General features: G+C 36.0%; 35 protein-coding genes. 26 read left to right on the top strand and 9 right to left on the bottom strand.

From position 1 onward, the window contains the following. Positions 1-62 precede the first annotated feature (62 nt). Together ACNHOZ_RS11525 and ACNHOZ_RS11520 are read left to right on the top strand one after the other, a co-directional pair. Positions 63-389, top strand: coding sequence for an antibiotic biosynthesis monooxygenase family protein (locus tag ACNHOZ_RS11525; protein ID WP_048019474.1), 327 nt, complete (start codon positions 63-65; stop codon positions 387-389). A gap of 42 nt (positions 390-431) precedes the next feature. Beyond that, on the top strand, positions 432-560 hold the full coding sequence (locus ACNHOZ_RS11520; RefSeq protein ID WP_255256928.1) for a hypothetical protein: 129 nt from the start codon (positions 432-434) through the stop codon (positions 558-560). 249 nt (positions 561-809) lie between these two features. Here ACNHOZ_RS11520 and ACNHOZ_RS11515 read toward each other — a convergent pair whose 3' ends face one another. After that, entirely contained in the window at positions 810-1,112 is a 303-nt protein-coding gene (locus ACNHOZ_RS11515) for a hypothetical protein (RefSeq protein ID WP_028414656.1), read from the bottom strand. 249 nt (positions 1,113-1,361) lie between these two features. Here ACNHOZ_RS11515 and ACNHOZ_RS11510 point away from each other — a divergent pair, with 249 nt between their 5' ends. After that, positions 1,362-2,420, top strand: a complete 1,059-nt coding sequence (locus tag ACNHOZ_RS11510) for a beta-carotene 15,15'-monooxygenase (RefSeq protein ID WP_255901964.1) — start codon at positions 1,362-1,364, stop codon at positions 2,418-2,420. Between the two features lie 45 nt (positions 2,421-2,465). Continuing rightward, positions 2,466-2,831, top strand: a complete 366-nt coding sequence (locus ACNHOZ_RS11505) for a cupin domain-containing protein (protein WP_255901961.1) — start codon at positions 2,466-2,468, stop codon at positions 2,829-2,831. 27 nt (positions 2,832-2,858) lie between these two features. Here the strand turns inward: ACNHOZ_RS11505 and ACNHOZ_RS11500 are convergent, their stop codons facing one another. Both ACNHOZ_RS11500 and ACNHOZ_RS11495 read right to left on the bottom strand, forming a co-directional pair. Continuing rightward, complete coding sequence (locus ACNHOZ_RS11500) at positions 2,859-3,632, bottom strand: Cof-type HAD-IIB family hydrolase (protein ID WP_447697125.1); 774 nt, start codon at positions 3,630-3,632, stop codon at positions 2,859-2,861. A 14-nt stretch (positions 3,633-3,646) separates the two neighbouring features. Beyond that, positions 3,647-3,817, bottom strand: a complete 171-nt coding sequence (locus tag ACNHOZ_RS11495) for a hypothetical protein (RefSeq protein WP_255901955.1) — start codon at positions 3,815-3,817, stop codon at positions 3,647-3,649. A 114-nt stretch (positions 3,818-3,931) separates the two neighbouring features. On the opposite strand from ACNHOZ_RS11495, the gene ACNHOZ_RS11490 reads away from it, so the two are divergent. Continuing rightward, a complete protein-coding gene (locus tag ACNHOZ_RS11490; RefSeq protein ID WP_255906646.1) occupies positions 3,932-4,429 on the top strand; it encodes a hypothetical protein in 498 nt (165 codons plus the stop codon). A gap of 62 nt (positions 4,430-4,491) precedes the next feature. Here the strand turns inward: ACNHOZ_RS11490 and ACNHOZ_RS11485 are convergent, their stop codons facing one another. Further along, positions 4,492-4,692 carry a hypothetical protein gene (locus ACNHOZ_RS11485; RefSeq protein ID WP_047750364.1) on the bottom strand — a complete coding sequence of 67 codons (201 nt, stop codon included), beginning with the start codon at positions 4,690-4,692 and terminating at the stop codon, positions 4,492-4,494. A 168-nt stretch (positions 4,693-4,860) separates the two neighbouring features. Between ACNHOZ_RS11485 and ACNHOZ_RS11480 the strand changes: the two genes are divergently transcribed. From ACNHOZ_RS11480 to ACNHOZ_RS11460, 5 genes are all read left to right on the top strand, one after another. Beyond that, entirely contained in the window at positions 4,861-5,268 is a 408-nt protein-coding gene (locus ACNHOZ_RS11480) for a DUF1878 family protein (RefSeq protein ID WP_048019480.1), read from the top strand. A gap of 56 nt (positions 5,269-5,324) precedes the next feature. After that, entirely contained in the window at positions 5,325-5,582 is a 258-nt protein-coding gene (locus ACNHOZ_RS11475) for a hypothetical protein (protein WP_048019481.1), read from the top strand. A 142-nt stretch (positions 5,583-5,724) separates the two neighbouring features. After that, complete coding sequence (locus ACNHOZ_RS11470; protein ID WP_048019482.1) at positions 5,725-6,258, top strand: sigma-70 family RNA polymerase sigma factor; 534 nt, start codon at positions 5,725-5,727, stop codon at positions 6,256-6,258. 3 nt (positions 6,259-6,261) lie between these two features. Further along, on the top strand, positions 6,262-6,669 hold the full coding sequence (locus tag ACNHOZ_RS11465; protein ID WP_048019483.1) for a PadR family transcriptional regulator: 408 nt from the start codon (positions 6,262-6,264) through the stop codon (positions 6,667-6,669). Between the two features lie 8 nt (positions 6,670-6,677). After that, entirely contained in the window at positions 6,678-7,958 is a 1,281-nt protein-coding gene (locus ACNHOZ_RS11460) for an FtsW/RodA/SpoVE family cell cycle protein (RefSeq protein WP_048019484.1), read from the top strand. 528 nt (positions 7,959-8,486) lie between these two features. On the opposite strand, the gene ACNHOZ_RS11455 is transcribed toward ACNHOZ_RS11460, so the two are convergent. Then, positions 8,487-8,768 carry a DUF4190 domain-containing protein gene (locus ACNHOZ_RS11455; RefSeq protein ID WP_048019485.1) on the bottom strand — a complete coding sequence of 94 codons (282 nt, stop codon included), beginning with the start codon at positions 8,766-8,768 and terminating at the stop codon, positions 8,487-8,489. A gap of 291 nt (positions 8,769-9,059) precedes the next feature. Here ACNHOZ_RS11455 and ACNHOZ_RS11450 point away from each other — a divergent pair, with 291 nt between their 5' ends. The 8 genes from ACNHOZ_RS11450 to ACNHOZ_RS11415 all read left to right on the top strand — a co-directional run bounded on the left by ACNHOZ_RS11450 (position 9,060) and on the right by ACNHOZ_RS11415 (position 13,423). Further along, entirely contained in the window at positions 9,060-9,350 is a 291-nt protein-coding gene (locus ACNHOZ_RS11450) for a hypothetical protein (RefSeq protein WP_447697124.1), read from the top strand. A gap of 21 nt (positions 9,351-9,371) precedes the next feature. Next, positions 9,372-10,136: a membrane protein insertase YidC gene (gene yidC, locus ACNHOZ_RS11445; protein WP_048019487.1), complete on the top strand. Its 765-nt coding sequence runs from the start codon at positions 9,372-9,374 to the stop codon at positions 10,134-10,136. Between the two features lie 55 nt (positions 10,137-10,191). Continuing rightward, a complete protein-coding gene (locus tag ACNHOZ_RS11440; RefSeq protein ID WP_048019488.1) occupies positions 10,192-10,431 on the top strand; it encodes a hypothetical protein in 240 nt (79 codons plus the stop codon). Positions 10,432-10,705: 274 nt separating this feature from the next. Then, positions 10,706-11,557 (top strand): ABC transporter ATP-binding protein, encoded by an 852-nt coding sequence (locus ACNHOZ_RS11435; RefSeq protein WP_048019489.1) that lies wholly within the window; start codon positions 10,706-10,708, stop codon positions 11,555-11,557. Beyond that, on the top strand, positions 11,558-12,211 hold the full coding sequence (locus ACNHOZ_RS11430) for an ABC-2 transporter permease (protein WP_168761062.1): 654 nt from the start codon (positions 11,558-11,560) through the stop codon (positions 12,209-12,211). A 240-nt stretch (positions 12,212-12,451) separates the two neighbouring features. Further along, entirely contained in the window at positions 12,452-12,757 is a 306-nt protein-coding gene (locus ACNHOZ_RS11425) for a hypothetical protein (RefSeq protein ID WP_033580213.1), read from the top strand. Positions 12,758-12,923: 166 nt separating this feature from the next. Further along, positions 12,924-13,109, top strand: coding sequence for a hypothetical protein (locus ACNHOZ_RS11420; RefSeq protein WP_168761061.1), 186 nt, complete (start codon positions 12,924-12,926; stop codon positions 13,107-13,109). 104 nt (positions 13,110-13,213) lie between these two features. Continuing rightward, on the top strand, positions 13,214-13,423 hold the full coding sequence (locus ACNHOZ_RS11415) for a hypothetical protein (RefSeq protein ID WP_168761060.1): 210 nt from the start codon (positions 13,214-13,216) through the stop codon (positions 13,421-13,423). Positions 13,424-13,989: 566 nt separating this feature from the next. Here the strand turns inward: ACNHOZ_RS11415 and ACNHOZ_RS11410 are convergent. Further along, positions 13,990-15,036, bottom strand: coding sequence for a 2,3-butanediol dehydrogenase (locus ACNHOZ_RS11410; RefSeq protein WP_029714146.1), 1,047 nt, complete (start codon positions 15,034-15,036; stop codon positions 13,990-13,992). Positions 15,037-15,163: 127 nt separating this feature from the next. Here ACNHOZ_RS11410 and ACNHOZ_RS11405 point away from each other — a divergent pair, with 127 nt between their 5' ends. The 3 genes from ACNHOZ_RS11405 to ACNHOZ_RS11395 all read left to right on the top strand — a co-directional run bounded on the left by ACNHOZ_RS11405 (position 15,164) and on the right by ACNHOZ_RS11395 (position 18,473). Beyond that, on the top strand, positions 15,164-16,066 hold the full coding sequence (locus tag ACNHOZ_RS11405) for a LysR family transcriptional regulator (protein ID WP_063247448.1): 903 nt from the start codon (positions 15,164-15,166) through the stop codon (positions 16,064-16,066). 46 nt (positions 16,067-16,112) lie between these two features. After that, positions 16,113-16,742: a hypothetical protein gene (locus tag ACNHOZ_RS11400; protein WP_168761059.1), complete on the top strand. Its 630-nt coding sequence runs from the start codon at positions 16,113-16,115 to the stop codon at positions 16,740-16,742. 468 nt (positions 16,743-17,210) lie between these two features. Next, positions 17,211-18,473: a SulP family inorganic anion transporter gene (locus ACNHOZ_RS11395; protein WP_063247446.1), complete on the top strand. Its 1,263-nt coding sequence runs from the start codon at positions 17,211-17,213 to the stop codon at positions 18,471-18,473. A gap of 72 nt (positions 18,474-18,545) precedes the next feature. On the opposite strand, the gene ACNHOZ_RS11390 is transcribed toward ACNHOZ_RS11395, so the two are convergent. Continuing rightward, the gene (locus ACNHOZ_RS11390) at positions 18,546-19,490 is read right to left on the bottom strand and encodes a phosphotriesterase family protein (protein WP_168761058.1); all 945 of its coding nucleotides are present in this window, start codon (positions 19,488-19,490) and stop codon (positions 18,546-18,548) included. Positions 19,491-19,705: 215 nt separating this feature from the next. Next, the gene (locus tag ACNHOZ_RS11385) at positions 19,706-20,206 is read right to left on the bottom strand and encodes a CcdC protein domain-containing protein (protein ID WP_240962100.1); all 501 of its coding nucleotides are present in this window, start codon (positions 20,204-20,206) and stop codon (positions 19,706-19,708) included. Between the two features lie 255 nt (positions 20,207-20,461). Between ACNHOZ_RS11385 and ACNHOZ_RS11380 the strand changes: the two genes are divergently transcribed. From ACNHOZ_RS11380 to ACNHOZ_RS11370, 3 genes are all read left to right on the top strand, one after another. Next, positions 20,462-20,908: a helix-turn-helix domain-containing protein gene (locus tag ACNHOZ_RS11380; protein WP_275210968.1), complete on the top strand. Its 447-nt coding sequence runs from the start codon at positions 20,462-20,464 to the stop codon at positions 20,906-20,908. A 44-nt stretch (positions 20,909-20,952) separates the two neighbouring features. Further along, entirely contained in the window at positions 20,953-21,180 is a 228-nt protein-coding gene (locus ACNHOZ_RS11375) for a hypothetical protein (protein WP_168761055.1), read from the top strand. 158 nt (positions 21,181-21,338) lie between these two features. Further along, a complete protein-coding gene (locus ACNHOZ_RS11370; RefSeq protein WP_168761054.1) occupies positions 21,339-22,079 on the top strand; it encodes a CPBP family intramembrane glutamic endopeptidase in 741 nt (246 codons plus the stop codon). Here the strand turns inward: ACNHOZ_RS11370 and ACNHOZ_RS11365 are convergent. After that, entirely contained in the window at positions 22,076-22,291 is a 216-nt protein-coding gene (locus ACNHOZ_RS11365) for a hypothetical protein (RefSeq protein WP_168760338.1), read from the bottom strand. The genes ACNHOZ_RS11370 and ACNHOZ_RS11365 overlap by 4 nt on opposite strands. Before the next feature lie 233 nt (positions 22,292-22,524). Between ACNHOZ_RS11365 and ACNHOZ_RS11360 the strand changes: the two genes are divergently transcribed. Then, complete coding sequence (locus ACNHOZ_RS11360) at positions 22,525-23,301, top strand: SDR family NAD(P)-dependent oxidoreductase (protein WP_168761053.1); 777 nt, start codon at positions 22,525-22,527, stop codon at positions 23,299-23,301. Positions 23,302-23,337: 36 nt separating this feature from the next. Next, positions 23,338-23,619 (top strand): hypothetical protein, encoded by a 282-nt coding sequence (locus ACNHOZ_RS11355; protein ID WP_168760337.1) that lies wholly within the window; start codon positions 23,338-23,340, stop codon positions 23,617-23,619. The last annotated feature ends 1 nt before the right edge of the window (position 23,620 follow it).

Genomic DNA, 23,620 nt, shown 5'->3' with positions numbered 1-23,620 from the left:
AAAATTAATTATGCATTTATACTTTTTTACTATTAATATGACGTCTAAAGGAGGAAATCAATATGAGTGGAATTGCTAAAACCCCCGAACCGCCTTATTATGCCGTTATTTTTGCTTCTGAAAGAACAGAAGGCGAGAAGGGTTATGGAATAATGGCAGATAAAATGGTGGAGCTTGCATCTAAACAAAAAGGCTTTTTAGGAATAGAAAGTGCCAGAGATCAAGATTTAGGCATTACCGTTTCGTACTGGGACTCTTTAGAATCAATCAAAATGTGGAAAGAACATTCAGCTCACCGCGCAGCCCAGCACAAAGGAAAAACAGAATGGTATCAAACGTTTTCGCTTAGAGTGTGTAAAGTGGAAAGACATAGCTTTTTTGAGATGTAAGACGTATATGGCTGATTATTTTGCAACAAGGGAGAAGCCGTTATGTTTTATGGCGTTATAGGATTTATAGCCGTTTTTATTACTTTGTGTTCATTAGAAGCAAAGCTAAAAACAATCGTTAAGCAAAATGATAGAATCATTGATTTACTTGAGAAACAGAATAGAGAGTGAGAAAACGCTAATGAACTCACCGTTTATAATATCATCTCCTGAGTTTAGTTAAGGGAGATGTTTTATTTTAAGAGTGCATAAAAAAAACCTCAGTAGGAGGTCTAGTTATTACTTTTTAAAAAAGCACTTATAACAAGCTCATTTACTGTCCGGTGTCATCTAGAGGCTAATTATAAAGTGAGGTTATATTTATCGTTTCACCAGAAAATATGAGCTCAATTTCTTTATTTCTTACTTGTGAGCTTTCATTTAATCACCGTATTTTTTTCTGTAGGTAAGAAAGGTTATCAAATATATAACTGAAATCATCGTTAGAAATATTAGCGGCGAAATGCCAATGCCATCATAAGAACTTTTTCCTTGAAAAGTCCGGTAAATGGACTCTATAACTTCTAAAATCAGCATACCTATAACTACCACAAATGCGTATGATTGAGCCTTCGTACTGATAAACTTTTTTCTTTCATCACCTTTTCGAGAAGATGATGAAACAAAAATCAAAATTCCGCAAACTAACAGGATGAATGAATACACAATTTTAACCCAATCCATTCTTACTCCTCCTTATAATAAATGTAAAAAGTATTTTACATTTATTATTGTAGCATCAGTTCCATAAATGTCAAACTCTTTTTACATTGTAAATTATTTGTATAGAAGAATCGCTATAGAAGAGTGGATATCTTTAAATGGATTTTATAACACAATGTCACGCTACAAAGTGACTTAAATCAACTCCATTGATAAAATGGAAGTAACAGGAATTTTTGTGTTTCACCAACTAAAAGTGAGGTGGGTTATTTGGTTCTTCATAAAAAAACGGTGTCTTTTGTCGCTCTTTTTTTACTGCTGTTAGTAATAAGCTCAAATTATGTGTTATATCATTCTTCTTTTGGACTTCAGTCGTTGCCTGCTGATTTCAACGGAGTAGTAGTAGGTTCTATTTTAGACTTAAGCCTTGTGGCTCCGCTCTTATTTCTAGCTTGGCAGCGTAAGTTCAGTCTAAAATACTTTATTGTATTAATGGCTACAGGCCTTATTGCTGCGCGTTTTATCATTCCGAGTGAATACTTGGCTTCTTTTCAGTCGGTTATGTGGCTAGGAGCTGGCATAGAAGGACTACTTATTTTGTTTGAACTTTCACTGCTATTTATGCTAGTCAAAAACGTACCGCCTATTTTAAGAAGAATCAAATCAAGCTCTTTACCGCTGTTATTTTCCTTTTCACGTGCTGTAAACGAAAAGTTCTCCAAACAACCGTTTATACACGTACTGTGTTCAGAAATGCTGATGTTTTACTATGCGTTTGGAACGTGGAAGAAGCAGCCGAGGACTGAAGGGAATACGTTTACTCTGTATAAACGCTCAAGTTTTATCACATTTCAAATTATGATTATTCATGCGATTGTCATTGAAACATTAGGACTTCACTGGCTGCTTCACAACACGTCTATGACTCTTTCAATCGTTTTACTAATCCTTAATATTTATAGTATTGTTTTCTTTATAGGAGATATTCAAGCATTAAGGCTTAACCCTTTACGAGTGGAAGATGATCGCATATACATTTCATTTGGTTTAGCTAAGCGTATGGAAATCTCTTTTAAAAATATTGAAGAAATAATAGAAGACACTCACATCCTTAAACAAAAAATAACCAGCACCACGATTGAATTTATCGCACGCGATTTTGAAACCGTTCATCCTGATCTTTTACTAACATTAAAATCTCCAGTAGAGGCGACGCTTTTTATGGGAATTAAAAAGAAATACCAGCAGGTCGCCATTCGCGTAGATGATCCACATGCGTTTAAGAAAATAGTCAAAGAACGTTTGGAGAAAAATAAACAAAATATGTAATCGGTGGGTTGAATTCGAAATTAACGAATAAAGAGGTCACGCACATTGAAAATCTACAAATTCAGTAAAGAACATGGCAAAAAAATAGAAAAATATCAGTCGCATTTAGCTACTTATGTAAAAATAACACAAACAAATAAAGCAGCTAAGATTGGTTATATGTATATAGAAGGAGAAGGAACGGTAGGATATCACGAAGCGCCTATAACTCAGCTCTTTATCGTCGTCGAAGGTGAAGGGTGGGTAACAGGAGAGGACCAAAAACGAATTTCAATTAAAAGCGGAGAAGTGGCACTGTGGGAAAAAGGAGAATGGCATATGTCGGGAAGTGAAGAAGGCATGGCGGCCATTGTCATTCAATCCGAGGCTTTACACCCCGAAGAATTTATGGAGGTAAAAGAGCATGCTTAGATAGAGTTATCCAAGCATGCTGATTTTTTATAGAACTTTAAACTTTTTAAGGGCAAATTCAATACCGTCTTCACCCGACTTCTTCGTTACAAAATCAGCGGCGTTTTTTAACTTATCAGAGCTGTTACCCATCGCAATTCCAAGGCCGGCTAATTCTAGCATATCAATATCATTTTCTCCGTCTCCAAATGCGATGGCCTCGGATTGATGGATGTTAAAATAGTCTAAGACCTTCAGGATAGCTACCGATTTTGTGATTTCTTCTTGAAGCACACTTACGATAAAAGGGTGCCATCTTTTAAATAGTAAATGAGGAAATCGCTGTGCATACTGCTCGGCGGTTCTATCATCGGCATATAAGCACATTAAATAAATATCTTCATCATAAATACGCTCATTCATTTGAGGATAATCATTGAGCGATAATGTTTCCTTTAGTGCTTTTAAAATGTTGTCATCTTTGACACCGTTCACGCTGAGCTCTTTTGTGTAAAATGAAAGACCGTGATTTTGGGAGGCTGCGTATTCAAAGACTTCACGCGCAACGTCCTTATCCATGGACAGCTTATGAATAACTTTTTCATCGTGTACAGTAAACGCTCCGTTCGCGGTAATGAGCGTATCTATACCTAATTCTCTAATTTCTTCACAGAGAGATAAAGGCCTTCCGGTAGCGGCTACGATTTTTAATCCTTTGTGCTTTAAACTTTTTACAATCTCTCGAGTTTTGGAGGAAATAGTCCCGTTTTCGTGATGAGTAAGAGTTCCGTCCACGTCAAAAAATACAATTTTATAGCTCATAGTAATCTCCTTGCTTAAACAGCTCGATCTTTTTTTACATTTACAAGCAGTAGCGCACAAATTAAAATAGCAGCTGCATATAAAAACGCAGAAACAACCGGTTTATGTAAAAAAGCAGTATGATTGTATGAAGAGTCATACAAGTAAAGAGCGGCTAGAAATAGAAAAGGCAGTAGTTTTTTCATGTTGTCACCTCCTGGTTTTATTATACATATTTTTCTTGTATTTGTATGTGATCTTAATAAGAGTGATAGAATAATAGTATTTTACATAAGCAAAGAGAAAGCGAAGTGACGAATATGACGATACATCACTATATAGGTTCTCCTTATGAATTGCCTACAGGAAGTTTTGGCACAAAAGAAACGCTGGTGCCTTTATCCGAAGTTTCTTCCTTTAATCGAAATTCAAAGAAAGAAAAGATAATTACAATCTATGAAAAAGAAGAAGATGCGTACGGTATTAGTGTTAATAGTTTAACCGACGGGTATAGCGACATCAAGCACGTATTCACCTTGCCATATATCTATGAATTATCTTGTGATACACATCCTAAATCGATAAGAGAGTTATTTACTTATATTGAAGAACACCTTATAGAGGGCTGTTACATTGAATTATACTCTTGCTTAGACGGAGGTGAAGCGGAAGAAAAAGATTCAAGTCTAGATATGAGTATTAACTTGAAAACGCTGTATTTTGGAAAGTATTATAAATTAGACAAAAAGAAGTATATCTATGAATTAGGGGAAATGTTCAAATTTGAAGACAAACAATTTGTAGTGGTGGTGAAATGAGGGAATTAGCCTATAACCTTTAAGTAAGAGTTATAGGCTAACCAGTTTAGGCAGACTAATATTTATAAAAAAGGCTTAATATACGGTAGGCTCAAACCAAAATAAATAACAAACGACATAAGCAAGTAACAGCCAATAACACTTCTTCTAACGGGTGTAGAAGCTTTCTTCAACCAGCCCCAGTGCTTATCTTCATAGTCAAAAATAAAGTAATCTAAAATGATGGATAGCGTGATAATAACCGCAATTAGTAACAGACCCATATGTATCCTCGCTTTCGGTTTATGAAATTATTACCATTTATAACAATATACCTTATTATTCCATTCATTACAAAGTAATTTTCTATAAACGGTTTATCGACACTACTAGATTATGGTAAAATTCACAGAGTATAGTAGGATCATTTTTTAAAGAAAGATGGGAAGAAGTTGGATGTCGTAAAAGAAGTGAAGCTATTAAAATATCAAATGAGTCTCATGAAGCACATGATTAACGCAGAGGAACATCCTTTTTTTATGTTTGTGATTGATCATGAATTTGAAGAAAATCAAGTGAAGGCATTCTTGAAGATACTAGGTGTGTTTAGCTGCCGAATAAAAGGTGAAGAAATTTTCGAATGGTATCAAAATGATCAGCTGTTCTCTCAATTTAATCTTCCGTTCGATAAACTATATGCGTCAGAACAACCAAATTTAGAGGAATTAAAATCGGTTGTTGCTAAAATCTTTTATCAGGAATTTGAACTAGAATATTTATTGTACAGTTTAAAGAAGCAGTGTATTCAAATGGAAGTGTGTGATTTTTTCTTGCAGCGTTTAAAAACAGATTTGAAATAACTCAATTCCGAATGTGTTTAAACGTGGAACTTTTAAAGGTAGAGGAGGGTAGTGAGATGGCGCGAATTATTAATTTCTGGTCATTTATCTTTACGCTACTATGCGTTGGTTTCTTTTTCATCGCTTTTTATTATCCAGCGTTATTGAATATCAATCTTTGTTTAGCAATTATTCTATTTTGTATTGGTATCGCAGGGTTCTTTGGAATAAACAATTGGGTATCGGCTCTGAGAAGTATTTTGACAGTAATAATTAGCGGTGGATTAATCCTAGTAACAGGATTAATTATCTTCATCGGCAATCTTTTTTCATAGCACATACATAAGAGGTACAACAAAAGGTTCTCGTGTAGAGAATCTTTTTTTATGTACATGCAATTATCTAGAAAATAAAAATGAAAATATAAAAACCTTTTTATAAAACGCTTCGTCTAAGAACAAGAAAGGAGAGGCAGAAGTGAAAGAACTAACCGTAGAATGGATACACGTACAAGACAAAGAACTAGTGATAGATGAAATTATGGATCGATATGGACAGGAAATCTTGCAGCTAGCTTACTCATATGTAAACAGCGTAGCAGTTGCGGAGGATTTGACGCAGGAGATTTTTATTAAATGCTACAAAAATCTTTACAAGTACAGCGGTAGATCCAAGTTTCGGACGTGGTTATGGCAAATCGCAATTAACCACTGTAAAGACTTTTTAAAAAGCTGGTACAACAAAAACATCATACCGGCGACAGACTATTTTCCAAATCATATCAGTGAAAAAGAAAACATAGAGGAAGCTGTTATTCAACACGAAGAAGATCACGAGCTGATGTCAGCCGTTATGAAGCTGCCTACCAAATATAAAGAAGTGATTTACCTCTTTTACTATGAAGAATTGTTAATTAAAGACATTGCGCTCTTAACCAAAACCGGAACGAATACAGTAAAAACGAGACTGAGGCGTGCAAAATCACTTTTAAAAGAAATGCTGGAGGAATGAGTCATGGATAAACGTCTTAAAAATCTTAGAAAAACAATGAATCGTGAAGTATTTGCTCAGCTAACATTTACAGAAAAACATAAGAAAAGTATTCGAGAAAAAATAAAGCAAGAGACTCATAACGAAGAAGGAATTCTGCTTGCTATGATGCAGCTGCTTGTGCAGGAGAAAACGGGCTATGAGTTAGTCAGCTTACTGCAAAGCCGAGGAATTTTAAATTTTAAAGAAAACGAAGGGTCTTTATATATCATCCTGCATCGACTAGAGCTAAAAGGTGTATTGACGAGCAGCTGGCAAGAAGACGGAGCAAAATTTTATCAATTAAATCAAAAGGGGCGCAAACTGCTCAAAAAAGTGGAAGAGCAGCCGTTATCTAACCACATAAGTTTTAAAGAAATACTAGAGGGGTGAAGAAGGATATGAGTGAACAAAGAAATTCATTCTTGGAACAAGTGAAGGCACAAATAAAATCAAAAGAAGCCAAGGCATTTGTTTCTGCGGAATTGCATCATCATTTAAACGAAGTAAAAAGCTATTGGCTGCAAAAAGGGATAAGCGACGATCAAGCAGAAGAAAAGGCCGTTCATCAAATGGGAAACCCTGTCAGTATTGGTCGGAACCTTAACCGTATTCATCGTCCAAAAATAGACTGGGTTACACTAAGTTTATTTGCTGCCGCTCTGCTTCTAGGGTTTTTGCCACTGCTGTCTCAAGATGGTATGGTCGACAATCATTTCTCTACCTATAAGGTTGTCTTTGTTATCTTGGGAGCGATGCTAGCTTTAGTTATGATGTTTATAGACTATAGAAAGTTAGCCACTAAAGGGTGGTTATTCTATTTATTAGGTACCTTACTTTTATTATTTCTGACAACAAATTTTAACACATTTACAGAAGGTCAATCTGTTTTCAAAGTAGGGCCTCTAAAAATTGAAGGTTTAATGGCCATTCCTTTTTTCTTTTTGGCATGGGCAGGGTTCTTTCAAAGCAATCGCTTTAAAATGTGGAAATTCCTTCTTTTATTTCTTCTGTCACTGTATTTCTTTTTGCAGTGTGGCCTTACAACCCTCTTTATATATGTAACCTTGACCTTTACAATGATTTGGTGGAGTAAGTTAAATAAAAAGAAAATAGCCATTGTCTTAGGATCTGGCTTTGCGTTAGTCGCTGCTTGGGGCATAATTGGATGGATGACCGTTGCTTATTATCAGAAGTATAGAGTTCTCTCATTTATAAACCCTTATAATTCAGAAGAGTACTTTGGTCTTTCAAAGGTTCATCATTTATTTATGGATGCAGGATGGTTTGGAAAACATTCATTTGTCGATCAAATGATTCCTCAAGCTGACACGAACTTTGTATTTCTAAGCTTTACTTATTATTATGGGTGGCTGTTTGCATCTATTCTTTTTCTAGTTCTTTCTTTAGTTGTCGTCAGAATAGTGCTTATTGCTAAGAGAATTGGTGATTCGTATACTAAACTGCTGCTAGTAGGAGTTATAATAATCTATACGGTACAACTTGTTGGTCACGTAGGAATGATTGTCGGATTCTTTCCTATGACCAATATGTCTTTACCGTTTATTAGCTATGGATGGATGCCGGTTCTGTTAAATGCATTCTTAATAGGAATTGTGTTGAGTATTTATAGACGCAAGAATTTACTGTCTACAAACACCTTGCATGCTAATCAGCAATAAAGTATAAATCGATAGACTCTTTTATAAACAAATAATTAATTATTTACTTTGTAAAGACAAACAAAACAAACGCTAAGATTCATTTGTCAGCGTTTGTTTTACAGCTAGAAGAACCCTTACAGGACTTTTGATTCTTTTTTATTTACATTCAAAAGAATAATCATTAATAATTGGATTATGTATTTCTACTATGGCTTCTCCGCCGTTATCATAACATCTTGAGGTCAAAGTTTTTATCTCTGAACTATTAAAATAGCTAGAACAGTTGATCAACACAGAGATTACTAGTAGTAAAGTAAGTAGAACAATTATGATTTCTTTTATTCCAGATTCAACGATAGATTTAATTTTTCATTCTCCTTTGCAATTTACATTAAAAGCTATAGACGTAGTAACAATGAGTCAGAACGTTTAAATTTCAAGAGCTTGATTTTCGGATAGTCGAAAATCAAGCTTTTATTCTTTCATATAGAAATTTCAATAACCCTATCTAAATCCCGATTTTCTTACATTTTTAATTGACCTGTTTTATTCATAGTCAACCGTTGTTCCTCCAAACATAAACGTAATAATTCCTAATATAAAGAGTAGCTGAGAAATCATGCCTACTATACTGCAAATCAGACCGGCAATCGCGAGTCCTTTACCGCTTTGATTCGTAGCAGCTATTTGATTTGATGCTTTTTTGTAGAAGATGATTCCAATAATCGCTGTAATAAACCCAATGATTGGAATAAAAATAGATACGATACCTAGAGTTAGAGAAACAATAGAGTTGGTGTTTACTTGAGGTTTTGTATTAGTTTCCAATGAATTCACTCCCTATAAATTATATTTTTTGATTATACCATAAAAAGGAATAATATCCTTTTTCCTAATAAAAGTAGAAATTTTTAGAATTATATGTGCCGCAGTATATGTTCTATTCGTTGTTTCATCAAACGTATGAAGGTATGTGCAAAAGAAACGCAGCTTTTGACTTTTCTATAAGAAAACCAGCTTTGTAGAGTATATTTACTGAGATAGCAGATTCTGCGCCATAAAATAAATTAACCTAAATTAAGGAAAATATGATACAATAATCCATAAGGATGTGAATAAATGGAATTGTTTATACCGGATGCCTTTCTGTATGTATCATTTGCGATTATGACGGCATTTTTTGTACATGCGGCTATTAAACTAGCTACATTTCAAACAATACATAAGCATGTTTGCCTGCAGCAAAAAGACATGTATCTCATACAAAACGTAAATCTGTTACGCGCTCAGAATCTCATATGCTGCGTGTATCACAAATTTAAATTTATACATTCTGTTCACAGACAAGAAGCAATAGGTGAACAAGATGATAAAGGTCCGCATTCGCCAGTATTTTTTTCGGTTAACTAAAAAAATACTGGAGGAATATAAATGTTAAAACATAAAAAGAAGCTTTTCTTTATTGCTGTTTCCGTTTTTCTACTTGCCGGCTGTGATTCAGCAAACGTGATTCAAAGTTCGCACACGCACTTTTTGGATCACTATTTTATTTATCCTTTTTCACTGCTCATTTTGTTTATAGGAAATACGTGGCTTCATCAAAGCGTTGGCTTTTCCATCATGCTTGTGACCGTTGGTGTACGTATGCTGTTGGCGCCTTTAAACATTCTTCAATATAAAAATCAGCTGAGCAATAAACGTATACAGCCTCAGCTTCAACAGCTAAAAGAGAAGTACAAAAATAAAGATCCTGAGAGTCAGCAGCAATATCAGCGTAAAATGATGGAACTGCTTAAAGAAAATGGAGCCAATCCTCTTATGGGCTGCCTTCCTTTACTTGTCCAGCTTCCGGTCTTTTCAATTATGTACTACGCGATTAGACGAATAGATGAAATTAGCGCATCATCTTTTTTGTGGCTTGACTTAGGACATGCGGATCCGTATTTTATCCTTCCAATCGCTGCGGCATTAGCTACGTATTTGCAGACAAGAGTCATGCAAAAGGATGAAGCAGGAATGAATGGATCGCACGCAGTGTTATCTCAAATTCTTTCGCCTGTCATGGTGCTTTCATTTGGGGTATTTTCACCGTCTGGTCTCGTTTTATACTGGATGACAGGCAGTTTGTTTATGATTTTTCAGTCTCTCGTATTAAAGAAGGTTTTTCAAGAAAAGGCAGTGCTTGAAGCAAAATGAATAAATTAAAAGGTTGCTTTGCTTGAAGCAGCCTTTTAATGAAAGGAGGAGTACGGTGAAAAAATATATTCTTTCATTCGGCGTAACAATTGGCACGATAGCACTTTTATTTTTTATTGGCAATACCTTTCATATTTCGTTACTTTCAGTTCAGTGGCTTTATGTAAATGAACCGGAAAATTTTCAAATGGAAGCAAAAGGCGGTTTGATACCGGTAGCCGTTGGACTTATTCTTGGTTTTATAGCAGACTACGTATTAAGTGAAAAAGAAAAAAAGCAGCGTCATCAATTATAGTGAAGGAAAAGGATCTTTTATGGGAGATCCTTTTTTTATTTGTGATTTGGGTAAAAAGGTAAGGCAAGAATAGTACAGGCAGATGTTGTCATACATATTACGGTCATAAAAAATGAATGAGTTAGAAACAAAGCTTTATGTCGTCATCGACTTTTTATAGTTTACTAGCTATAATTGGTAGTGAATCGTCATTTTTGTAAAAAAAAGGTGATATTACGAATCATCATAGCGATTAGATTACACTAACTACTAATAGAGAAAGTGAAGTGAGCACATGACAAATCTTTTAGAAGTTAGAAACATGGCAAAATCGTTTGGCCGAAATGAGGTTTTAAAAGATGTTTCTTTTCATGTTCCTCCTGGGTCGATTGTTGGATTTATTGGTGATAACGGAGCGGGGAAATCGACGACGTTTAAAGCAGTACTAGGATTAATTTCGAGAGATAGCGGTACGGTCGAAATATTTGGTGAAGACAATTTGAATAAAGATGCGACGATTAAAGAAGACATTGGCGTCGTGTTTGATGCGATTAATCTGCCGGTTTCTTTAACAATAAAACAGCTAAACAACGTTTTTAAGAAGCTATTTCATTCTTGGGAAGAAGCTGATTTTTACCGACTGATTCATTCTTTTTCACTGCCGGAAGATAAAAAAATACATACGTTTTCACGAGGCATGTCGATGAAATTATCTCTAGCAGTAGCGCTGTCCCACGGTGCTAAACTATTGCTGTTAGATGAAGCGACAGGAGGACTTGATCCTTCGTCTAGAGAGGAAATATTAGATGAGTTAAAAGCTTTTGTCAGCGATGGCAACAGCGGAATACTGCTTTCATCTCACATTATGAGCGACGTTGAAAAAATCGCGAGCCATCTTGTTGTGATTAAAAGCGGAAAAATTTTATTAAATGAAGAAAAAGAGAAAGTGTTTGAGGAGTACGCAATTGCCGTTATGAATGAAGAGCAGCTAAACGTACTTCCCGAAGAGATAGTAGTAGCAAAAAGAACGTATGATAAATCTGTCCGTGTACTCGTATCAGATAAGCATCAGCTGCCAGAAGGAACTGTAACTGAACCGATGTCGATGGAAGAACTAAGCGTGCTTTTAACAAGGAGTGAAACGTAAATGAAAGGTCTATTGTTAACGAATTACTACCTCATTCACCGAAGCTTTTTGACGTACACAGCGCTTGCCATAGTCATTTCTGCGGTCATCTTTTATTTTGCGGATCCTTCATTTTACCGTATTATAGCGATGTTAATTATTTTGTTAATGGCAATGCCCGCGCTTGAAGTGATCAAATTGGAAAGTAAGACCGGCTATGACAAATACGTGCTCACTCTTCCAATTAGCCGAAAAAATGTGGTGCAAAGCCACTATGTTTTTTACTTTTTAATTGTCGTCATCGGAACCATCCTGTCCTATGGTGTTTTCTCAATGTATTCGCTTATTTCTAAGAGTGCAGTAGAGAATATAGTAAATATCGTTTCATTTGGTACATTTATCGTCCTTTTTGCCGGTGCACTTGCTTATCCGCTTCTTTATGTATTCGGAGCAGAGAAATCTGACGGAATAGTACTTGGAGGTGGAATGGGAGGTCTTTTCGTTGCGATTGCTTTACAAGGAGTTGTTGGGTATATAGTTGAAATATTAGCAGCATCCAGCTTACCGATCGCTTCTTCTTTGCATGTTCCTATCTTATATACTCTTTTTGGGATGGTAATGTATATTGCTTCTTACTTTATTGCGCTGTCTATCTACCGGAAGAGAGAATTTTAGTGTGAATTGATTTTGAAGTAAAGACTACAAAGCGTTCTTTAAGGCTATTTATCAACCAATAGTTCAAATAAAAAAACAGCCACAACGTTTGATAAACCAAGCAAAGAAGATCTCAAAAATATAACCGGTATTATTGGTGATAAAGCTTAAGTGATGGGCACTTTTAAAAAAGTTAATTGTGTCCTCTAAGCACATGTATTATAGTAAAAGATGCAGTTTTAAAATGTGAAAGGAGATCATATGGGGAATTTGTTTAAACGGGCTTCAAACGTATCAAAAACCGCTTTTATTGCTACACTGATTTTGTACATAATTATTGTAGCGTGTTTTATTCCGTCAATTGTATTTGCCGGAGCTTTCTTTGCTATAGTAATTAAAATAGCAGCAGCACTTTTAATCTTAGTAACAATCCTAGGAATGATTTATTCGTGCTTCATTAAAGGCGGCCAAAAATTTCTTTTTTTACTGTTACATGCCGCTTCTTTATTGATTGTTTTGTTTAGTATCTCTGCTTTTATGCTCGCTAAAAGCGCTGAGTTGACATAGTAAAGAGGAATTACATATGCAAAAAGGCAGGAGAAATCCTGCCTTTTTTATTTTTGTATGATTTCAACAGGACTCGTATGTTCTGGAGAGGCGCCGCTGACTATTTGGCTAAACTTGTTTAACAAGAAGAAAAGAAGGAAAAGGAAGAAAAAGGAGATGTGATAATTTGGAAATGATCATAGCTGTGACAGCGGGTATGGGTTTTCTTTTATCTTTTTATCTTTTTTATTTTTACCCTGTTATGAGTGAAAGAAAGGGGAAACCTTTGAGTGAAAGCCAAACCTATATGATAAGAGGGCTAGACGTAATCGTTCTTTTAGCCAGCGCTATAGCGGGAAGTCATTTTACCTAAACAGGATTGTGCTATTAATCGGTGCATCTCTTAATTGCTGACAAATAAATCGTATGCTGAGACTATCAAGCTAGGTGGGGTGAAAAAGAGGGGAGGCTAATACAATGAAATGGTACAAGCACGCGCTCATTCCTTTAGCTATAGGCCTTTTAAGCTTTGTGTGTTTTATCATTTATAGTAAGACAGCGGCAAATTCGAGTCTTCAGATGAACCAGTCGCTGTTTATTTCGATTGGTATAGGTATTGGAGCAGTTCCAGTATCCTTTTTTGTAGAGTATCAAAAGAACAAAGAAAATAAAAAGTTTCATAGCTAAGTTGTTTGCCGAATGCCTTTTAGGTCTTTAGTTTGTTGAAATGGATGTGATAATTTGTTTACCCTTGTAAAGATTGGTTTGTTTGCCTTCGTTATTTTACTGCACATTGCCTTTCGAAAACTGATTTTGTATGCCCATAAAAAACAAAAGAAATCCCCAAAAGAAGGACGAAGGATATTAATAGGAGGAGTTTTGGTTATTTTGATTATCCTGTTATCCATTTTAAACTTTTTAAAGTATTACTACGGTGGTTAAAAAGGGCGGGCATATGTATTTTATATCTGTCTGGTCCTCGTCGATTAACCCATTGGTACGTCAACACTAGACTAGAAACGTTTTTTAGGTGATCAATTCTGTAATGCATGAGATTCAGATAACCAAACGTCTCATGGATTCAAATGTAATTAAATCAATGGGCATCGTGATGTAGTTGACTCGTTCATTCTTCTAAACTGTAAAATTGTGTTAGTGAAATTTTACACATCTCTCGGCTGGACCCGATTAAAGAAATAAAAAGCCACTAATTACAATCAGTGGCTTAGAGAAATCTTCATTGTTGATGATTGTTATTGCTGTTCCGATTTAACCAAAATTTTGACTTGGTTTTTTTCTTTAATCAGGCTTTCAAACCCTTCTTCAATTACATCGTCTAGAGCTATCTTTTTCGTTACTAACTTTTCGGCTGAGAAGTAGCCTTTTTGCATAAGAGACAATACTGCTGGGAACACGTTACGATAGCCAATGATTCCTTTAACAGTTCGTTCTTTAATTACAATATCATTCGGTAGAATTTCTGCTCCTTTTTCCCATATGCTAACGATAATCGTTTCTCCGCCAATTCCTGTCGATTGGATGGCTTGACGTAATACAATAGGTACGCCTGTTACTTCAAATGATACATCTACGCCACCGTCAGTTAATCTAGCAATTTCGGCTACCGTATCTTCAACTTCAGCAGGATTAATGATGATGGCTCCTAATTCTTCTGCTTTCGCTTGTCTTTCTGGGGATAATTCAACTGCATAAATATCAGTTGCACCTGCTGCTTTCAACGCTTCAATGACAAGAAGTCCAATTGGTCCACATCCAAATACAGCAACTTTGTCTCCGGCTTTCACTTTACTTGAACGTACTGCATAAAGAGCTACTGCCGCTGGTTCTACTAGAGCACCTTGTTCATAAGATAAATCATCTGGAAGTTTGAATAAAAGTTCTTCGTCTACTGCGACATATTCACTAAGACCGCCACCGCCTCCGGCTAAACCTAAGAATCCCATTTGTTCATCTAGGTTATAAGCACCTTGGTGTCCGTGTGTAGCAAAGATTGGCTCAACAACCACACGATCACCAACTTTATAATGGGTTACACCTTCTCCAACCTCTACTACTTCACCTGAGAATTCATGTCCAAGCGTCACTGGAGCAACCTCATTAGTGAGAGGGTGCGGTTTATCAACTGGAATAAAGATGGGACCACCTAAGTATTCATGCAAATCACTACCGCAAATTCCACACCATTTAACTTTCATTTTTACCTGACCAGCCTGTACAACTGGTTCATTTATTTCTTCAAGACGAATATCTTTTTGATTATGCCATCTTAGCGCCTTCATATACTCCATCTCCTTGTGTCATTTCTTTTACTATATCTATCAGTATACAACCAGATATACTTATGGTAAATTTAGTTAATATTAACGATTGTTAAGTAATACTTAACTAAAAGAAAAAGAGGGCATTATGAATATTGAACAATTAAAACATATAGTGGAAATAGATAAAACGGGTTCACTAAAAGAAGCAGCAGGTAACCTTCATATTACGTTACCTGCATTAAGCCAATCTATAAAAAATTTAGAGAAAGAACTAAATATAATGATTTTTCATCGTTCCAGAAGAGGATCTATTCCAACTGAAGAAGGTCATAGGTTAATTGAAAAGGCCAGCGCTGCTTTATTGAAAATTCAAGAATTTATGGATGAAGCAGAAGCGTATACAAATACAATGAATGGTGAAATAAAGATTGCAACCTACCCAGGACCAATGGAGATTCTCGTTCGCTTAATAACAGAAATTAAAAGAGAATATCCGAACATAAAGGCTTCTGTCTATGAAAATAGCACCGAGTATATTATAGATAAAGTTCTAGATGGGGAAGTAGATGTAGGTTTCATTACTTATACAGAAAAAGAAGAAAAAAAGTATCGGAACTTGGTATTTAAAAAGTTATTGGATGGTCATATGGTAGCTGCAGTAAATAAGAAGTCGCCATTAGCCAAACAAACACTCATTACTGAAGAGATGTTAATTAACCAGCCAATTGTTTTATATAACGACAAGTATATTCAGGAATTTATGAAAGGTTTTAGTTCACTGCCATGTGATATCTTGTTTACTACCAATAATGTAGATACAATTCGTCATACATTGGAAAATAATACGGCAATAAATATAGGATTTGACTACGCATTTAAAACAGATGCTGGTTTATCTAGAAGTAATCAATATGTAGTCGTTAACTTTGCTCCTCCGCACTATAAAACTTATTCTTTTGGGTATTTTTATAACGCCAATAATGGGCTTTCTAGAATAATAAGAGAATTCTTAAAGCGGATTCACAGAACTATAGTAAATAATGAATGATAAAGAGTGAAGGTTAAAAAGAATTATTTCAGAGAGAGGGAAATATGTGAAACGTCATTTAACTTTGCTTTTATCGTTATGTAGCAGTTTGTTCATTTTTTTATTGTCCCTGTTTCAATGGGATTTAGATGATCGTATAGGGAAATACGTAAGTCCATATATATGGTTATTCTTTGTCCTTCCTTTCTTTTTACTACTAACGCTGTGGACATTGATTTATCTCTTTAGTAGTAGAAAGTGGCTACCTTTAGTTATTCAAGTGATAACCTTTGTGCTGTGGTTCTTCATTCCGTTTGAGCAGCTTAATTTAGACATAAACTTTAAACTCCATCAGCAGAAAAGAGAAGAAGTGGCAGCTCACATACAAAGTGGCGTCTTGAAAGCCGATGGAGTCGACTACCCATCGCTCATTCCTTTCTCCAATGAACCCGACAACTCATCGCTGATTGATCTACCGAAAGAGTATGCGAGTGTGTCCAGAGGTCGAGATGATGTTGCAGTAGAAACCAAAGGAAAGGCAATCTCCGTACTTTTCTTTACAAGCAGTGGACTATTCGGCCATTTCTCGGGTTTTGTGTATGACCCAAAAAACCGTAAACCTTCATCGGGCGATTTTGGTATGAAGTTTGATGAAATAGAAAAGATACAAAAGAATTGGTATTATATATCTTATTAGTAAAAACAGGGGCTTTGAATTATGATTCAAAGCTCCTGTCTTTTAGTGTTCACGTTTGTAATTAATTGGCCTTATATAACCGAGCTTCCTATGAATTCGAATATAGTTAAACGAATGGAGGTAGGCGTGTCGTCTACTTAAACTTAAAGATTTTTAAACACAGCCTGTCCACATCCATTCATTCTATCGTTACTATAGGGTCTAGTTATCTTGCTTTATTTACAACAAAGAACCGCATTTTATCTAAAAAATAACTAAAAGAATAAAAAGTAAGAATTTTTAAGAAAATTTTAATAACTGTCTAAGAAACTTCTAATTTCCTCTTTATTTTTTTGTAAGTTGTCTCCTTTAAGATAGAAGTAATCGAGTAGCCCACCTTATTTTGAACGAATGGAAGTGAAATAAGGTTGTATGACCAAAATACGAATGGGTAACCTCACTACTTAAAATGGAGGCTGATGTACACTTATGAATCTAGAGGTTTTTCGAAATTACTCCTTGCAGCATTTGAAGAAAGATATACTATCGGGTATTGTTGTTGGCATTATAGCTATACCTTTAGGGTTAGGATTTGCGATAGCTTCTGGAATATCGCCTGTTACAGGACTGTATACAACGATTGTAGCAGGATTGTTAATTGCTATTTTAGGTGGATGTAGGTTTCAAATCGCGGGACCTACGGGTGCGTTTGTTCCTGTTTTATTAGGAATTGTGTTGCAATATGGCTATGAAAACTTATTAATTGCCGGCTTTATGTCAGGGATTCTCCTCATTATCTTTGCGCTATGTAAAGTAGGAGCTTTAATCAAGTATTTTCCGTCTTCTATTATTGTAGGATTTCAGTCAGGAATTGCGCTGATTATCTTCAGCGGACAAATTCCAAACTTCCTTGGGCTGCACGCGATTGACAAATTTCAATTTTTTCATTTGAATATAAAAGAGATCTTTGGTAATTTACACTTCATCAACATCTATAGTATCGCTACAGCAGGATTGTGCTTAGCTACGATTTTAATAGTTCTTTACTTTTCGCCTAAGTCGCTGGGAATGTCCTATTTACTTGGAATTATTGTATCAACGGGATTAGCATCTTTTTTCTTTGCAAATCAGTTTGAAACGATTGGTTCGATTTACGGAGAGATACCTCGTCATTTCCCGGCGCCAGCGTTTCCAGATATAACAGTGGAGAGGGTGGTAACTCTTTTACCTTCTGCGTTTGTAATTGCTGTACTTGTAGGGTTACAGTCTTTGCTGACAGCTCGCGTTGCGGATGAAATGACAAAGTCAAAGCACAGCAGCAAAAAAGAACTGATTGGCCAGGGAATCGTAAACATGGTAACGCCGATGTTTTCAGGTATTCCTGCAGCAGGAGAGATTGCAAGGACCGTTACCAATATTAAAAACGGCGCTTCATCTCCAATTGCAGGAATCACGCACGCTATCTTTGTGTTGATTGTGCTGCTAGTGCTTGCTCCATATGCTTCATACGTGGCGCTTGCGAGTCTCGCACCCGTATTGATGGTCGTAGCGTGGAATATCAGTAAAAAAGAACAGTTCTCAAAGGTGATAAAAGAAAAATCATTTCATTCATTGGTTTTACTTACGACATTTTCGCTAACGGTGTTTACAAACTTGACGATCGGAATCGCCGTTGGATTATGCCTGTCGGGTGCCCACTTTATGATAAAAAAGAGCAAAGAAAAGCAGAAATTATTAAGAAAAACAGGTTAACGTAAGGTAGAATAATACGCGGAAAACCCCCACTGTAAGCTTGCACAGTGGGGTTTTTTTATAATATTTTAATTACTTTCCTTCAAACCAGCAGCGGGCGTTATCAAAAAGCATATGCTGAATCTGCTGTTTCGTTACGCCTTTTCTTTTTAACTCAGGCACGACTTCTTCTAATACAAAGCTCATCGACCATTTTGGAAAACGTTCTTCAATCACGCCTTCTGGAAACCAGTCCATTGTACAGCAGTAGTCTTGTGAGAGAAACATGCGGTTTGAATAGCCTTGTTTAGCCAATTCAATGACCGTTTCATTTCTATTTTCAGTTGAACATTCTCTTGTCAGGCCGTAGCGGTCCATACCGATAAAGGCACCTTGATTTAATATGTTTGAAATATACTCAAGGTTATCTGTATCTCCCGTATGTCCAATCAGAATTTGATTTGGATTAGCGCCTTCATCGAGTAAGATGTCCAGCTGCTTTAAGCCTGTGCCGCTTGCAGGATGTGAATGAGTCATAATTGGTACGCCCGTTTTTTTATGAGCTCTTGCGACAGCGCGCATTACTTTTTCTACATCAGCCGTTACGCCAGGTGCATCCGTAGCGCATTTTAAAAAGCCTGCTTTAATCGATGTGTTTTGAATGCCGACTTCAATGTCTCGAACAAACAGGTCTGCCATATAGTCAATGCTACGAGTTTGAAAGTGAGTAGGGATGTAGTTATACGTATAAATTCCTGTGGCTGCGATGATTTGAGTATCTGTTTCACGGGCAATTCGCTCAATAAAACGAATATCGCGTCCTTGTTCCATCACCGTAGGATCACAGATTGTTTTAACTCCAAGCTTCTTTGCACGAGTTACTTGTTCGACTGCTTTTGCCACTTCTTGTTCTTCATCATATAAATGAGGAAACTGTGCGTGAACAGACTCAGAACGAACGCGCATATGTTCATGGATTAGTGTTAGCCCTAGTTCTGACGTGCTGACTGGGCCTGTTACAGAATTGATAAATGTCATGTGACGATTCCTTTCATTATATACCTGTAAATCAAACAGCTGGTGATTAGGTACAGTTTTACTATAATCTGTTTTTATAGATAGACTTCTGTTATAAAAAACACATATTGCATTATACAATATATAGGTTGTCTTACACAACACACGAGACTTTTACTCACTATGACAAAAAATCCTTCTTTCCAAACAGGAAGAAGGACTAGTCATATTGATGATTATCCAGCATTTACACTGTAATTATCACCATTTAATTTACGGAATTTTAAATAGCTGCCAACTCGCCAAATCACAATATAAATAAAAGCTAATGTCATCGTCAAGACCGCGAAGTCTATGGAATCTAAGCCTTTGAAGTACTGGCTCAAAGCCATTCTTATAAAAATAATGGCGATAATCACATATTTAAAATTTTTATTTGGCTTTGAATAAATAAAGCCATCTTCTCTTATTTCATAGTCCGTTTGGCTAAGCATAATGAGCCCGAATATCACACCTAATACACCAGCAATCATCATTTCCCAGTAGGGTGGTAAGTGAAAGGACTGGCCCGGTATCAGCTGACTTAGACTAAGAGAAAATGCAATTAATATGAACAAAATAGGAGCTAATATACCAAGTCCATTCTTTTTAATGGGCTTATTTTTCTTTTTCATTTTTCTCCAGATAATGAATCCAATAAGAGCGATAACAAATAGATAAATCAGTAGCATTTCCATCGTCATGTTGCCTCCTTTTTCATTTCTATGTTCGTACAATCCACTATTTAGTATAAACACTAAAAGGCTGTAGATAAAAGTGCATTCTTTCATTTTTTACACATGAGAATTCTCACTATTTTTTAGTATTGTCGTTTTATGGTTTATACGTCTCGTTACTGTTTCTCTCTTTTTTACCACAATATGTTAGAATGGTAGAAAACGAGAAAACGTAGTGCAAACAAATTTTGTTTATACGCTGCCATAGTTATAGAGGTGAATGAGTTGAGGTTAGGAAAGCAATTAAAAAAATTAAGAGAAGAACAAAAGATGTCAGAAGAAGAGGTTGCTACGCAGGTAGGTGTCCCTGTACAAAACATACATAAGTGGGAAAATAATCAGGGCTATCCTGACATTCAGCATCTTTTAAAGCTAGGAGACATCTACAAGACAACCATTGATGAATTTATTAAAAAGGATGCTGCATTACAAAACAGAATAAACATTCAGGAAGAAGAAAAAGAAGACGACGATAAGCTGCTTCACCCAGGCTTTTATATCGGAATTGGCCTCATGTTTTTTGGGAATTTTCTGAGTCTCATCATCGGCAATCTTATGATTATGATGGTGACAAACATCGCTGGAATGTTAATTATCTGTTTTTATAAAGAAATCTTAAAGCTTTTGAAAGGTGTCAAAAAAGATTTTTATGAACAGAAATAAAAAGCAATGTTATGTAATAACACAAAAACGATGAGGTGTACCAAGTGAAAGAGTTAAATTTAAATTTTATGACCATCTCTTTTTTATGTTTAGTCAGCTATTACTTATTTCGAGTGGGAGCATACGCTTTAGCGAGAAAGTATGTAGCTAAAACGTCCGAGGGAAGTGCTTTGAATTGGGCTGTAAATGTACTTGTTAGAGGCGGTAAAAAAATGGAGTTCAGTGATTACGTCACGTGGGCAGGATTTTGTGCATTTTTGTACCGTGTGTAATCACAGTAAAAAAGGAGGAACGATCTTCTTATTTTAAAAGGAAGAAGCGTTGCCTCACATGGTTTTTGAGCTTGAATGATAAAAAGGTGAAAACATATAAAATCCTTAAAACGAATATAGGTTATCAATGAAACCTAAAGTAGAAAGGTAGTGTAGTGATGATCAAGTCAAAGCTTTTGTGGAAAGTTATTGGCCTAGAAATCTTAGTTATCTTTTGGTTTGTGGTAAACGGTGCATACGTGAGCATGACGCATCCTACTGCACATTATCTTCAGTTTTTAGGAGTTGTCCCTTTAGCAATAGGAATAGCTTTTTATCTAACAAAAACAAAAAAGTGGCAGCATTTTTTCTCCTTTCAACAAAACATGTCCTTTAGAACAAGAATCCTCGTTCTTTCTCCGCTTCTTTTGTATTTGCTTATTATCCTCATCGGGAACAAAGGTGTACACGGAAGTTCCATTGCAGATATTGTTCTTATTTTGCTTACCCAAACTCTAGTCATAGCATTTGTAGAAGAGATGGTATTTAGAGGATTTATGCTGAATTTGCTGTTATCAAAAAGCTATAAAGTAGCGGTTCTTCTATCATCGTTCCTATTTGCCTTTACGCACAGTTTGAATATGTTAAGCAGTCAATCGGTAGCAAATACAATTTTTCAAATTCTATTTGCATTTGTTATTGGGTTGGTCTTGGCTTTACTGATCGTTAACGGTCAATCGATTGGAGTGACGATTGTATTTCACGGCTTAAATAATTTTCTCCAGTTTACAAGCCCTGTCAACGCAAATGATTCTTTATTTGTTAATTACGCGCTGCTTCTATTTTTAAGCGGATATGCCTTTTATTTATGGAACCGAAAATCTACTTTATCTGTTTCTCACCATCAGATTAGTAGCTAGTTAAAAAGAGGTGGAGATGTAACGAAACCAGCCCAACCTAAAGACAAATAACTACTATACACGAGCTGAACCGCTTCTGACACCGCAGTTGATTTCCGTGCAAGGCTTCGCTTTCCGCGGGCGGCCGATGAGCCTCCTCGTCGCTTACACTCCTGCTGGGTCTCACCTGTTCCGCTTTTCCCGCAGGAGTCTTCGCCTTGCCCTCCAATCAACTGCTAGAAAAACCTACACACATGAAAATTATGTTTACCACAAACAAACGAACCACGAATCAAAAGTATTGATCAATGACTCATTTTTCACTTCGTCTAATCTCCTTTTGTCCCAGTCTCTTTTTAGTGTTTTAAAGCAGGGATTAATCTACCCAAAGCTGAATAACTTCTATGGCTAGTGTTACTCAATTTAATTTGTTGAGATTTTATTAAACGCAAAAGGGGAGAAACGTATGTTTGAAGAAAAAGTAGGGATTATTACGGGTGGAACGTCAGGGATTGGCTTAGCAACAGCGGAATTACTCGCAAAAGAGGGCATGCATGTTGTGATTGCTTCTAGAAATAGTGAAAAAGGAGAAGAAGCTCTTTCTAGATTAAGAAAGTGGTCTCCTCACTCTCTTTTTATCAAAACGGATGTAACGAATAGTCAAGATGTCAAAAACCTTGTGAGCCACACATACTCTACTTTTGGAAGAATTGATGTGGGCTTTAATAATGCGGCTAACACGGAGGCAGCTTCTAATGCTACCCATGAATTCAAAGAAGAAGACTTTGACCATTTAATAAACGTTACGTTAAAAAGCGTATGGCTTTGTATGAAATATCAGCTGCAGGTAATGACCAAACAAAACAGCGGTGTCATTGTGAATACGTCGTCAATGGACGCTATTTTATGTTCAGCAGGGACAGGCGTATATGCGGCTGGGAAAAGCGGTGTGATCGCTTTAACAAAATCAGTTGCTCAAGAATATGGTCATCAACATATAAGAATTAACTCTTTGTGCCCAGGTGCATTTCGTACGCCTATGTTAGAAGAAAGATTTTCAGATTTATCTTCAGAGGAAAAAGTAAAGCTCAATGAATCCTATCAAAAGCTCAATGCGCTGGGCAGAATTGGTGATCCGCTTGAAGCGGCAAAAGCAGTAAAGTGGCTTCTTTCGGATGACGCATCTTTTATTACGGGTCAAAATATTATTGTAGATGGTGGGATTGGGTTTAGGTTTGAGTAAGAGTAATGGAGTAAAAAGGTGTTTAAGGGGATGCTTATGTCGTTCATTCTTAATAATTGTATGGCCATTAGTATCGTATTTACGGTAATCCTTTTTATAAGTATTGCGTTTAAAAAAAGAATAGTGGCCCTTGTTATTTCCTTTGTTACGGTGTTATTCGGTTCATTTTTACTTTTTTACGCTTTTGCGAAAATAAGCGGGCTTGATGCTCTAGACATTCAAATAAAAGGTTTAATCATTATAGGAGAAGGTTTACTCTTACTTGTTGCTACAAGCGTATTTATTTCCGTCCAAGAGGCAAAAAAAAAAACGGTGTAAA

The organism is Priestia sp. D51 (genome assembly GCF_053345675.1).
This window is presented reverse-complemented; position numbering and strand designations above follow the sequence as displayed.